This window comes from Shewanella sp. VB17 (genome assembly GCF_013248905.1).
Lineage (GTDB): Bacteria > Pseudomonadota > Gammaproteobacteria > Enterobacterales > Shewanellaceae > Shewanella.
The window spans coordinates 1,329,568-1,342,840 of the sequence record NZ_JABRVS010000001.1 but is presented as its reverse complement, the minus strand read 5'-3'; the positions used below and the strand labels follow the sequence as shown (position 1 = coordinate 1,342,840).

Annotated in this window: 9 protein-coding genes; 3 read left to right on the top strand and 6 right to left on the bottom strand. The window is 37.6% G+C overall.

Annotation, left to right across the window (positions count from 1 at the left end; all coding sequences use genetic code 11):
• Positions 1-81: 81 nt before the first annotated feature.
• A complete protein-coding gene (dnaK, locus tag HQQ94_RS05695; protein ID WP_173293500.1) occupies positions 82-2,004 on the bottom strand; it encodes a molecular chaperone DnaK in 1,923 nt (640 codons plus the stop codon).
• Positions 2,005-2,323: 319 nt separating this feature from the next.
• On the opposite strand from dnaK, the gene HQQ94_RS05690 reads away from it, so the two are divergent.
• Positions 2,324-3,244, top strand: a complete 921-nt coding sequence (locus HQQ94_RS05690; protein WP_173293499.1) for a DMT family transporter — start codon at positions 2,324-2,326, stop codon at positions 3,242-3,244.
• 76 nt (positions 3,245-3,320) lie between these two features.
• On the opposite strand, the gene HQQ94_RS05685 is transcribed toward HQQ94_RS05690, so the two are convergent.
• The 4 genes from HQQ94_RS05685 to HQQ94_RS05670 form a co-directional block, all read right to left on the bottom strand.
• Entirely contained in the window at positions 3,321-3,986 is a 666-nt protein-coding gene (locus tag HQQ94_RS05685; protein WP_173293498.1) for a hypothetical protein, read from the bottom strand.
• A 370-nt stretch (positions 3,987-4,356) separates the two neighbouring features.
• The gene (locus tag HQQ94_RS05680) at positions 4,357-4,590 is read right to left on the bottom strand and encodes a calcium-binding protein (RefSeq protein WP_309247276.1); all 234 of its coding nucleotides are present in this window, start codon (positions 4,588-4,590) and stop codon (positions 4,357-4,359) included.
• 51 nt (positions 4,591-4,641) lie between these two features.
• Positions 4,642-5,802, bottom strand: coding sequence for an RHS repeat-associated core domain-containing protein (locus tag HQQ94_RS05675; RefSeq protein ID WP_173293496.1), 1,161 nt, complete (start codon positions 5,800-5,802; stop codon positions 4,642-4,644).
• 74 nt (positions 5,803-5,876) lie between these two features.
• Positions 5,877-9,827, bottom strand: coding sequence for an RHS repeat domain-containing protein (locus HQQ94_RS05670; RefSeq protein WP_173293495.1), 3,951 nt, complete (start codon positions 9,825-9,827; stop codon positions 5,877-5,879).
• A 410-nt stretch (positions 9,828-10,237) separates the two neighbouring features.
• On the opposite strand from HQQ94_RS05670, the gene HQQ94_RS05665 reads away from it, so the two are divergent.
• Positions 10,238-10,657 carry a BLUF domain-containing protein gene (locus HQQ94_RS05665; RefSeq protein WP_173293494.1) on the top strand — a complete coding sequence of 140 codons (420 nt, stop codon included), beginning with the start codon at positions 10,238-10,240 and terminating at the stop codon, positions 10,655-10,657.
• Between the two features lie 179 nt (positions 10,658-10,836).
• On the top strand, positions 10,837-12,114 hold the full coding sequence (locus HQQ94_RS05660; protein ID WP_173293493.1) for a GGDEF domain-containing protein: 1,278 nt from the start codon (positions 10,837-10,839) through the stop codon (positions 12,112-12,114).
• A gap of 9 nt (positions 12,115-12,123) precedes the next feature.
• Here the strand turns inward: HQQ94_RS05660 and HQQ94_RS05655 are convergent, their stop codons facing one another.
• Complete coding sequence (locus tag HQQ94_RS05655; protein WP_173293492.1) at positions 12,124-12,951, bottom strand: ABC transporter substrate-binding protein; 828 nt, start codon at positions 12,949-12,951, stop codon at positions 12,124-12,126.
• Between the last annotated feature and the right edge of the window lie 322 nt (positions 12,952-13,273).

The window sequence follows — 13,273 nt, the reverse complement described above, 5'->3', positions numbered from 1 at the left end:
TCTTATGGTTCAAATCATAACTACGGGCATTAGAGTTACCCCTAATGCCCGCATTCAATAATTTAGGGGGATTAACCTATATTATTTTTTGTCATCTTTTACTTCTTCAAACTCAGCATCAACTACATCATCTTCAGGTTTAGCAGCTTTTTCCGCTCCTTCCTGAGCGGGTTCGCCTTGCTCTGCTTGTGCTTTAGCTTGAGCAATTTCCATCAGCTTCGAAGATGCTTCCATTAGCGCTTGAGTTGACTTGTCGATTGCTTCTTTGTCGTTACCTTTCATTGCGGTATTAACAGCAGCTATTGCCGTTTCAATCTTTTCTTTATCTTCAGCAGCTAATGCTTCACCGGCTTCTTCAACTTGCTTTTTAGTTGAATGAACCATCCCATCAGCTTGGTTGCGAGTCTGCACTAACTCTTCAAATTTGGCGTCTTCATCAGCATGAGCTTCAGCATCTTGAACCATGGCTTCAACTTCTTCTTCACTTAGACCAGAAGAGGCTTTGATGGTGATGTTCTGCGCTTTACCCGTTTTCTTATCGGTAGCAGAAACATGCAAGATACCATCGGCATCGATATCAAAAGCTACTTCAATTTGTGGCGTTCCACGTGGTGCTGGCTCAATACCTTCAAGGTTGAATTGACCTAAAGACTTGTTACCACTTGATTGCTTACGCTCACCTTGAAGTACGTGAATCGTTACCGCACCTTGGTTATCATCAGCAGTGGAGAAAGTTTGACCCGCTTTAGTCGGAATCGTTGTGTTCTTTTCGATAAGCTTAGTCATCACGCTACCCATCGTCTCAATACCTAGAGACAGAGGCGTTACATCAAGTAGAAGTACATCTTTCACTTCACCAGAAAGTACACCCGCTTGCACAGCAGCACCAATAGCAACAGCTTCATCTGGATTCACATCCTGACGTAGCTCTTTACCGAAGAAACTAGAAACTTCAGCACGTACTTTAGGCATACGAGTTTGACCACCAACAAGAATAACCTCGTTAATATCAGACACGCTAAGATCAGCATCAGCTAACGCTACTTTCAATGGCTCAAGTGTGCGGATAATTAAATCTTCAACCAAAGACTCAAGCTTAGCACGTGTAATTTTAACCACTAAGTGCTTAGGACCTGATGCATCAGCCGTGATATAAGGCAGGTTAACTTCTGTTTGAGTCGTGCTTGAAAGTTCGATTTTAGCTTTTTCTGCTGCTTCTTTTAGACGCTGCATAGCCAATGGATCTTTACGCAAGTTCATGCCTTGCTCTTTTTCAAACTCATCAGCAAGATAGTTAATCATACGATTATCAAAATCTTCACCACCTAAGTGAGTATCACCGTTGGTGGCGAGAACTTCAAATGTCTGTTCGCCATCAACGCTGTCGATTTCAATGATAGAGATATCAAATGTACCACCACCTAAATCGTATACAGCAACGATATTATCGCCTTGCTTCTTGTCAATACCGTAAGCAAGTGCAGCCGCTGTTGGCTCATTAATGATACGCTTAACTTCAAGTCCTGCGATACGGCCAGCATCTTTTGTCGCTTGACGCTGTGAATCATTAAAGTATGCAGGAACAGTAATCACTGCTTCTGTGACTTCTTCACCGAGAAAATCTTCGGCAGTTTTTTTCATTTTTTTAAGAATTTCAGCCGATACTTGTGGCGGAGCCATCTTCTTATCATGAGCTTCAACCCAAGCATCACCATTATCTGCGCCAATAATTTTGAACGGCATAATGTCAACATCACGCTGAACTTCATCATCTTTAAAACGACGACCAATTAAGCGCTTAATCGCAAAAAAAGTGTTTGTTGGATTGGTGACAGCTTGACGCTTGGCTGGTTGACCGACTAACGTCTCTTCACCTGTATAAGCAATGATTGAAGGGGTAGTACGATCGCCTTCGGCATTCTCCAATACACGTGCAGTCCCGCCGTCTAATACAGCGACGCAAGAGTTAGTTGTGCCTAAATCGATACCTATAATTTTACCCATGTGGTGCTCCTGAAATCTTTCTAAATAAAAACTAAATTTATTGTCTGATGAAGATATGGGGATAGATTCAACCAATTTCAAGCTAAAGTTTTATTGCTTTTGTTTAAAACTTTAGCTTGGCGTTAAAATCATCCAAAATCTTTCCTTAACACCCTATATTGGGACTGAGACATCGATTACAAGGGCGAGTACACAAAAAAAACGCAATAGCGCATGATCATTTACGGCTCACAATCCGACCGGCAAAAGAATATAATGTATACAATATAAAAAATGTGCGACCCTACTCTTATTCATTGCTTAATATACGGATAATAATTTGAAACAATCAAATCAAGCTTATGTTTACGCTATAGGCGCTGTCTGTCTGTGGTCCACGGTTGCCACTGCATTTAAACTAGCACTGCAACATTTTACCCCTTTGCAGCTGGTATTCGTCGCCGTCACCACCTCAATTTTCACTCTCAGTATCATTATTATGATCCAAGGAAAACGAAGGTTAATTAAAACTCAATTTGTCGCACGTCCATTTTTCTACCTGCAAACAGGGCTCATTAATCCGTTTCTTTATTATTTGGTACTCTTTAAAGCTTATGATCTGCTCCCCGCTCAGCAGGCATTATCACTCAACTATACCTGGGCCATACTTTTGCCGCTCTTATCAGTGCCCATGTTAAGGCAAAAATTACGTAAAAGTGACATGACCGCAGCGATACTTGCCTACTTAGGTGTGTTCATTATTGCTACCAATGGTAACCTGACAGACTTCTCTTTTAATAGTGGAACAGGCGTCATCTTGGCTTTAAGCAGTACCTTACTCTGGTCCCTCTACTGGATAATCAATACTAAGGACAAGGGCGACGCTGTCGTTAGCCTATTATTGAGTTTTCTTGTTGGCTTTCCCTTTATATTGGTCACCCTATTGCTAACCCAAGCATTACCAAGCTGGAATGTAGAAGCTATAGCTGCAGGGGTTTATGTGGGTCTATTTGAAATGGGCATCACCTTCGTACTTTGGTTAGTCGCACTAAAAAAAGCAGATCGTACAGCAAGTATCACCACAATGGTATTTATAACGCCGGTAATGAGCATAGGCTTTATCGCTTGGATCCTACAAGAAAACATCGCCAAAACAACTTATTTAGGGCTAGGTCTCATCTTACTGGCACTAGCACTACAGCAAATTTTACCCTATGTGAATACAGTAAGAATCAAAAATACAAGTGAACGTTCGCTTTAGCGCGTATTCCCCCCACCTAAACACAAAAAAGCCCATTTAAATGCGCTTTTTTGTGTTTAGGAAATTAAAGCACTCACTAAAAATGCTCTACATCTATCTGACCAACACCGACATTAACACTCAGTTGGCCAAAACCCGCTCCTTCTTTATGGTAATAGGCTTGCCTGACAAAATTTTGCTCAACAGTAACTAAACGACCCAAATGTGCCATATTCACCTCACCGACGCCCGACTCAAGCGCAACAGATCCATAGAGGATGCCATAATTCACTTGGGCATGTCCGACACCTAAATCGATATTCACATCACTTTCCATATTATTGACTTCGATTTTCCCCACACCGACATTGAGATCTATCGCAGCCTGACGTGGCAAATAGATTTTCCATTGCTGCCTAACATCATCTTGATCGCTCAACTTTAACTTAATGTAGTTAGATGTCTGCTTTACCTCTAAGTCAATATCATCAAGATCTGCTGTCGTCCAAAGTGAAAACCAACTGCTCTGAGAATGAGAAACTCGTACTTCAATGCGAATATCTTGCTCATCGGTCGCAAATACCTCGGCAGAGCCAACATCCAAATCTAACAACACTTGCTGCCCATGGTAATCATAGGACTGATTCAACATTTTATCTGAATGCGCTTGAACCTGAGTATTCGCCAAGGTCGAGAATGCCGCACAAACAACCATGATACTACTAAGGATTGCTATGCTTATTTTTTTTATTAGCATCTTCATTATAAATAGTGTTCCTGTGATTTGATGTCCTGATATAAATTTAACAAAGCAAAATTCAAGCCAAGTTATATTTTTATTATATTTCAACAAATTAAGAGCACTAATGTATTCAATTAAATGTTTTTACCAAGCATGGTGGTGAATTAGACTAACCTGTAGTCAATTTTATTAAAGTAAGTAAATGGTGGGCTTGCCCGATAGCAAGGTATGTGTCGATACTCCTTTGGCATGGCATAAGTATTTTTGACCTCTAAAGAGTATAAGGAGTCGCCTCTGTAGCTCATTATTATTTATGCTACGCGGGTTAAACTAAGAAGAGACCTTACTGTTTTAAAGTAAGATGCCTTTTATCATTAGCTTAAAAAATTGACTATATCGTTTGCCAACTTTCTACCAAGATTGGTTGTAACTCATCTTTCACAGCTTGAGGAACAATACTTCCTGTATTACTGGGTACATCAAAACTTGCCATAGCCGCTACAAGCTGCTCTACATGGGTATTCAATAATATCGAATCACCCACTTGAATTTGATCAACTTGATAATTATCACCAGAATACCAATTAGAAATATCCACCTGATCATCAGTTCCAACAAGGTTAATTTGAAGATCATTGCCATCACGGCTAAACCAAAGTTCCTCAATTTATAATATTTAATGTGGATTTGTCAGGCTTTGCGCAGCGAGTACAGGGCTGCGATAAAGGGAGGCAGCATTTTGTATGCTACTGCGGGTCATATGTGACAAAGTACTACCAGCCATATTTGAGGCTAAACGCGCCCCGCCTGTTAATGGATGAAATAGGGTATTAATATCCGTTGATGTTGTCAGTGCCCGATGAAAACCTCTAGCAGCATGTACCGTTCTACCAGTTTGATTCGCTAATAGTTGTGCAGTAGATACTCGGCTACCAAAGCCACCAAAACAAATCGTTAGAGTGATATCTTTACTGCCATTTTGAAAAGGTGCAATGATACGCCCCAATTCCAGACCATTAATGGAATGTTTTCCCGAAAATTTACTGATCGCATTAAAAGGAAAACCATGGCCGCTAATTTCGGTCGAGCTAAGTGCCATACCACCAGCAATATTACGACTAGGATATTCTCCTACCGATTTGACCACGATAGATGAATAGCCAGAATAAGCAGCCCTTCCCGCCGCATAACTGCCTAATCCTGTCGCTATACTACCGGCTCCAAATCCTAGAGAAACCCAACCAAGTGTTGCTGAAGTTTGCGGATCACTTTCACTCAATGCAGCAGAAGCTATGCCTGTAGATGCTGATATGACCCCTAAAGTAGAAGAAGTCACACTTAAGGCTGTTGCCGCCACCGCATAACTGGATGCTAGCGATCCTGCTGTAATGAGTGCACTCGCCGCAAATGCTCCCGCCCCCAGAGTAATAATTGACAAGGTTAACCCTAACACGCCTAAACCTATTCCAATCCAGGCCTGAATACTTAAGCATCCAGAAGGATCTTTAAAATTAACGGGATCTCCTAAACAGTAAGCATAAGGATTGATCCCAGCGATAGAAAAAGAACTTAATTTATCTATACTATAAAACCGTCCGATATTCGATTGATAAGTGCGAGCACCATTACCCAGGTGGTAAAATTGCACTGGAGTAGGCAAAGCCAGCTTATCAATGATCTCCCCAGTAAACCCAAGTTGAACCTGAATAGATTGCCACATATTTTTTTCGTTATCTTGCAGTGGATTAATCAATCTACTAACGGACAACGTTGGGAATGCATAAGTCGCAACTGCTGCACTGGTTCCCAAGATCAATTTACGACGTACGAGATTCACTTTACTTACATTGTTTTTTACAATTACGTTATTGCTACTCATCATATCTCTCTAAAATTCATTATTAGTTAGCACTAAAAAGCAGTGATAGGAAAACGTACTCCCGAGGCTGTGTAACCATAAGGTGTACTCGTATGGATCCTAATATTAGCTTGACGCTGATAGCTTCCCCCTTTTGGAAAAATCACCGATGCGATGGGAGTACCATTGGGTAAGTTAAGATAAAATTCCAACCCAAGATGTTGTGAACTTTTTTGGCTAGTAAAGATGAGTTCATCCAAGACTCGATGATACCCAGTCCAATTGACGGGATCGTCAGTGCGATTAAGAGCTACATACTCAAATACTAATTGCTCTTCACCATAAAAACGTTTATTGATGTGCAATAGCTGCCCCTGAGTATCAAACTTTGACAAACACACTAGCCTGTCTTGTGCATCATAATCATAAGCAGCAAGTATTGTTTCATCGGTCCCTTGATAAATTTTTGACAATTGATTGGTATAGTTATACGTATATAGGAGCCCATTTTGATCGCTACTCACATTACCTTGTGCATCATAGTTAATATGGGTCGTCGTTGGATAATCACTATGTGTATTAGTGATTGAACTCAGCTGAAATGGATAGCCTGGGGTGTAATGATAAGATTTTTCATTATAATCATTGTGAAAATACGAAGTTTTACTAAGCAAGTTATTTTTTTCATCGAAGCGTATTTGTTCTTTAACTATTTGCTGTTTGTATTCATTAGTAATTCGAGCACTGGGTTGATATTCAACCATGCGTCCCGCTTTATCATAACGATATACTTCACTGTAATGTGGATTAGGATCTCTCTCTAAGGTCACCTCTAACCTTTCGAGCTTATCGGCGGCATTATAGGCAATGTTAGCTTTCACTATTGGCTTATTATTAAAGGTGGAATATTTCACTGATATTGGGCGACCAAAATCATCATAATCCAACTCTTTAATAAGCAAGACAGGATTGTCATAACAATCTTGCTCTGAAGTTATGATTTTCTTTGGACGACTCAGTTCATCATAAACAATATTGACCCTTATTTTTTTTTCTTGTATGCCAAAATATACAATATTAACTCGCCCTAAATCATCATAAAATACCGTTTCATCGAACCCCTGATAAACATCATGATTTAAATTGACTTGCCTTGAGGTTCGCTTACCCATAAATGTCTGTGAATAATGTAAACTGCAACCTGTTATGGTATCACCTGGGACAGAAGATACATGGTTCAGTTGTGCTGCCGTTAAAAATCCATTATTTGTATAAAAATAAGTATTGTCTGAAATATGGTTTCGTGAACTTGTCATATGATGATGTGTAGCATCATAGCTAAATGATTTTTTTTCCTGTTTGCCATTGTAGATACAGCTTTCATAAATGCGCTCACCATTATGAAGATCATAATTCATCAATATGTCGACCCCATTAGGGATAGTTTTTTTGGTAGGGCGAGTTGTTATCACTGAATCTGAATAATCATAAGCTAGATCAAAACCATCGACACGTTCTTTGATTAATCTACCCAACCCATCATAGTGATTCATCGCAATCAACTCTGAATTAATATATATTTTTATTGGTAAATTGTCAGGAGTAAAACGATTATATTCTGTTCTTTTTATTATTCCCGATGAGCTTATTTCTTGTTCGACACGGTCAAAACAATCATACAAGATCGTGACTTTCTCACCCAGTACTGAGGTGCGAGCAACGATTCGACCAAAGCTGTCATATTCCATACTTTCGATACTTTGAAGCGATTTATTTCTATCAAAAGATTCTATTTTTGTCAGATCTCCAGCATCATTAAAATAGCTAATCACCTGATTGATGAAATTATCTTCCTTATCAAAAAGAGACTTTGTTTTTGTATTTTCTAGATAATCATGACTCATCATTTCATAAGAAGCATCAGGGTTGGTTTTCTTCTTCAAATCACCTTGTACATTATATTCGTAACGAGTTTCTTTACGAATACGTAGATTAGGTTGTACCTCTGATCGATCCTGTCGTATTTCTAATACTGGTCTGTCTTGATTATCATATTCAATGGTTAAATATTCAAAACAGCTACCATCAGCAAGACCCGCTCTTTTTGCTACTGTTCGACCAAAAACATCATATTCAATTTCATCTGTGAGTCCATTTGGATGAGTCACTTGATGAATTCGATTTAGGTTCCGATAACTCAGGATTTCTATGCGCTGAGGGGGTGACTGATTAAATATTTTTTTCACAATGCGATTAAGCTCATCATAAATAAATTCATCTTTTTGCCCATTTTCATGAGTCACAGAGGTAATGAGTCCTCGACCAATATCTTTAGAGATGGATGTATCACGTCTTTGACCATCGTGACTAATACAGGTCTCCATTAATAACCATTGATAATTGATAATTGTAAGCTGAAAGTAATAAATTCGACAAAGCTCGCCTGCCATAAATTCCATCTTAAGCTGGAGCATACCAAATCTTGTCCCCTGTAATTGAGAGATTGTTTGGTCATACGAATATGTCACCATATGGGGGCCATTTGTTTCTTTTGATATTGCAATGAGACGCTGCCCAAGGTATTGATATTCATATATAACTTCGCTTTTTACTTGCCCTTTATCACAAAGCTTTTTTTTACTTTTAATGTGACGTACAAAACCATCAGGGTCTGGTGGGCATAAGCCCTGTTCTCCAGCCACCGGATAATATTCATATTGCATATTGTATTGTGGATGAGTTTCATATAATAAATTACCAAACTCATCATAATTAAAAAATTTTTCCTGCTCGTGCCTTTGGCCATTTTTAAGGTGTGTAGTTAAGATATATCTAGGTAAATGATAGTTAATATTGAGGGTTGAAAAATCTTTTTGTTTCCACGCTGAATAAATATATTCCAATTTTTTAAAACAACGTCCTGTAGCAACAACATCTTCATAATACAATTCAGTTTTCAAAAGGTGAAATTTATTATATTCACGTTGCACATTGATGTTACCTACTCTTTCAGTAACAATATAATTAAAATTAAGCTGACATTGATAAATTGGATCTGAATGAGAACTAAACATAATAGGTAATACTTGGGAGTCAACGCCACCATAACCGATAAAATTATTATCTGAATAAGAAAAATCCCTTACCATAGACTGATTGGAACCGTCATCACCACTACTGATATTTTTTACCGCCAATAATGGTATCTTCAGACCTTCTATCCCTGTTAGCTGCGTATACTTTAATACATGCCGTAGACCATTAGGACTGATACAAGAGGAAATAATATAAAAATCTGAGGCATAATTTTCCATTAAAAACTTATAACTATCGTCATTTTGCAATCTAACTTCTTGCAATATGTACTTATTATTCAATAACATCAGGAACAGCCTGACTGTAGAAGTAGATTTATGCTGTATATTACTAACAACAGAAATACATGACGCCTCATAATTAATACTTAAGCTATTTCCTATCTTATGTAGTCTACATAACGCTTTTTCATGCTCCCAAAAAAATGAAAGCATCCTCCCGTCACTATTCTCAATGCCTACCATTACCCCCTGTGCATTCAAATATTCTATAGTGCCATCTTTATAAATTATCCGAATACCTTTTTTTGAATTAGTTACATTAAATACAGTAATATGTTTCTGTTCGAAGGTGATGACTTCGACTCGCAACTCGTTACTCTTTAATTCAGGAAGTAAAACTGTATTATATTCAAAGTCTACATAAGCATAAAATCGCTTTCCATTACTTAATACTAATGAATTTTCATCGGGGTTGTAACGCGAGATATTAAGTTCCCAGCCCACTCCAAAGCCTTGATCATAACTACTAAGTTGATTAAAGGCTAAATGTAGATCGATATTAGGACCATTCAAATCATGACTAAAAACAGAGCCTATTTTAATTTTTTGAGTATATGTTCCAGTACGTAAGTTAACACCTTGAGAAATATCTTCAGGGAAATTGAAAGCATTTGAAAAAAACTTCATAATTTTATTTTATATAATTATTTTTATTTGTCACCAAGTTAATCGATAGTTTGATACAGATCAATGTTTTTTAATTATCACGGTTTTTATAAAAAAATAGAGAGTAATACTAATAATTCACCTTAACATTATATTACCCATCTTATCACTAGGATAGCAATGAAGATGAACAACCCACTAAATTAAATAATCTAAACAGAAACTTGTCACCATAAAACCACATTAAATGTAGATACGCCTGTGATCCTTGACAGCATAGCCGTTCTATAACATCCCATCCCCATCAATCGAATCCGGGGGTTACTGGATAATGTCCCCCCCTAATCTCACGACTAAGTTTATTTTCTATTGCACATAGTAATTGAAAACTTAATGTACTATCTTTTTAGAAACTAACAAAGGTGATAATTATGTTTCTAGTACGGCTAATCTATACAAGCAAAACAAGTCATAATTTTGGGCCTGAAGATATAGAAAATATTTTAGAAAAAGCAAGAATAAATAACCAAAAAAAAAATGTGACTGGCTTACTTTGCTTTAATAATAAGTTTTTTTTACAATGCCTTGAAGGATCTCGACAAGCTGTTAATGACACATATCATCACATCCTAAATGATGATAGGCATTCCAATATTATCATGCTCAACTACACAGAAATTATAGTAAGAGAATTTGAGCAATGGTCTATGGGCTACATGCCTCAATCAAGCATGACTTCGCCAATTACGCTGAAACATTCAGGTACGCCCAACTTTGCTCCTTATGAAATGTCAGGTGAAAGTGCACATTGCTTAATGCTTGCGCTAAAAGAAAGCATTAGAACATGCTAATCACTTAACGCTTGGAAAAAGCTCATTTAAAACAATGCTGAAGCACACCAAAGATAAGGGCAAAAATAGCCATACTATGCGACTCTGCTTAACCCGAATTTAGGTTACTGGGAACATTAAAAGTTTATTTATCACACTGTACTATGATTAAAGAGTATTAATCACGTTTCAATTATCTCATGAAGACCATATCCAGTCGTTTAGCGTTAATTTTCGCCATGTTTGCCTTAGTCGTGGCCATCGCTCAGTTCACAACAAATGTGCTATCTGACTTTACACGCACCACTTCTGATATAACATCAGCGATTGATCATATCATTGAATCTGCTGTTAGCCCTGCTGGCCAAGCAGTATTTAATGTCGACCGGCTCCACGCACAAAAACTACTAGATGGGTTCTCTGCTTACCCTTATATTATTCAGAGCACGATAACGGATGACTTAGACACTGTTTTTGCTAATGTAAATTTTGAAAGAATTGAATCAGGCAGTACCAATTGGCTAACTGAACTCATCTACCCAAATCATTCACAAGATTATTCTCGAAAACTCACCAACACTCGATATGAAGGTGAAATAGGAATACTTAATTTAAAAGTTGATCACAATATTGCGTTACGTGATTTTTATCATCGTTCTCTCATATTAATGCTGAGTGATTTACTGCATACCATACTCATTTTTATTATTATTTATTTGGTCACTTATCGATTTGTTACCAGCGCACTAGTTCAAGTTGTTGATAGTATAAATAAAAATATAGGTACAACCTCTAAGCCATTACACATTAATTGCCCAAAAAATCATAATAAAACTGAAATAGGCGTACTAGTTTCAGCACTTAATCAAACCATCTCACAGCGTAGTAAGGCGCAATATGAGCTGAGCAAGCTGAACGAAGAATTAGAAGAGAGAGTCATAAAACGCACCGCTGAACTAGAAGAAGCCAACCAGCGCTTACATTTTCTCGCAACAAAAGATCCTCTGACAAATATCAATAATAGGAGAGGATTCTTTCAGATAGGTGGGCAAATGTTCAACTTATTTAAACGTTATGGACGCCCTTTGACCGTGATCATGCTTGATATTGACCATTTCAAATTAATCAATGATAAACATGGCCACAAAGTGGGTGATGAAGCTATCATATGTTGCGCCAAAACATGTGGAATGATACTACGTGATACCGATGTTTTTGGCAGAATAGGTGGAGAAGAATTTGCCATTATATTGTCAGAAACCAATCGTGATGCAGCATGTGAACTCGCTGAACGTATCAGGCTTAACGTCCCTAAAAGTGAAGTGCTACTGGCTCATAAAATCAATATGACCGTCAGTATTGGCATACATGAATTACAGCAAGTCGATCAAGATTTTTCAGCCGCATTAGAAATCGCGGATAAGGCTTTATATGAAGCAAAAAACAACGGTAGAAATCAAGTAAAAATAATCGATTAGCATAACAGATCACTTATTCATTTCTGCGTATCGCGCCAATTTATATTTTTCTATAATGTCATAATACAACTCTGACTTCAGGAGCCTATAAATGGCATTATCCATTTTTCTTCTAAAATCATCACCAAATGGGTATTTATTCAATTCAATTGCTTTAGCTGAATAGCCAATATAGGCATTATCGACCCCTGTCAACACGGTCTTCACAAAATGATTGGGCTTAAATAACAAACGCAGTTCAGTATTTTCCGATGCTTCGTGTATCAACATATCGAATAATTCACTTTCCATTAAAATACAATCTAATCGTTTACGTATCAGCATTTCCAGTAACTCACTAGAACCTTTAGCCTCAACATAATCGATTTTCTTTAAATTAACGAGCCGATGAAATTCAAACCCTCCATATCCGTCATATCCAGATGCGTTACCAATCGACAATTTTTGAAAATCATTTGGCCATTTTTCTCTATTACTATAACTAGGTTTATCTGGACAAATGAGCATCACTTTTTCTTGAAAGATTGCAATTGAATAAGGGTATAAGTAAGGCCAATCATGACCATGGTAAAAAGGCGGAAACATGGCAAACGCTTCACCTTTTTGCATGTAGCGCTTAATTCTCTGCCACGGTAAAGGCTTTAAGATCACACGGTAATCAGGTAGTTCTTTAAATGCTTCTCTTAATATATCTATGTATAACCCTCGTGCTTCTTCATTGACTGCATATGAATAAGGAGGATAATTTTCATCAATTAAAATGGTAACTTCGGTTACATCTGACATCGCAGCTGGAAAATAAATGACAAAAAATAAGCTGATAAATAGTCTTTTCACACTACGACTAATTGTTGACGGGGAGTTTTTTAAGCTTAGTTAACCACAGAGCATTTCTCTAGTTTAATTTAATAGACTTAGGCCCTAACACCATTTCGCGTAAGGTATTTGCTTCAGCTGATTGATGAAATAAGTACAGAATAAAATCAGCATAACACAGATGTTGAACACTAATCGAAAACCGTCATAACATTTCCACATCACAACTACATACTAAAAAATATGCTTCTTAATCAATACCAAGCTGTATAATTGCTTCGCGTGCCCCCAAGGGCAATATACATTGCTTTATTATTACCATGGTTATGGTAACCCACAATTA

What these genes read in the sequence shown, in the direction of transcription:
- HQQ94_RS05665 (WP_173293494.1), top strand. Translation starts at nt 10,238, where the DNA reads ATGTTTCTAGTACGGCTAATCTATACAAGCAAAACAAGTCATAATTTT.
- HQQ94_RS05660 (WP_173293493.1), top strand. Translation starts at nt 10,837, where the DNA reads ATGAAGACCATATCCAGTCGTTTAGCGTTAATTTTCGCCATGTTTGCC.
- HQQ94_RS05670 (WP_173293495.1), bottom strand. Translation starts at nt 9,827, where the DNA reads ATGAAGTTTTTTTCAAATGCTTTCAATTTCCCTGAAGATATTTCTCAA.
- HQQ94_RS05685 (WP_173293498.1), bottom strand. Translation starts at nt 3,986, where the DNA reads ATGAAGATGCTAATAAAAAAAATAAGCATAGCAATCCTTAGTAGTATC.
- dnaK (WP_173293500.1), bottom strand. Translation starts at nt 2,004, where the DNA reads ATGGGTAAAATTATAGGTATCGATTTAGGCACAACTAACTCTTGCGTC.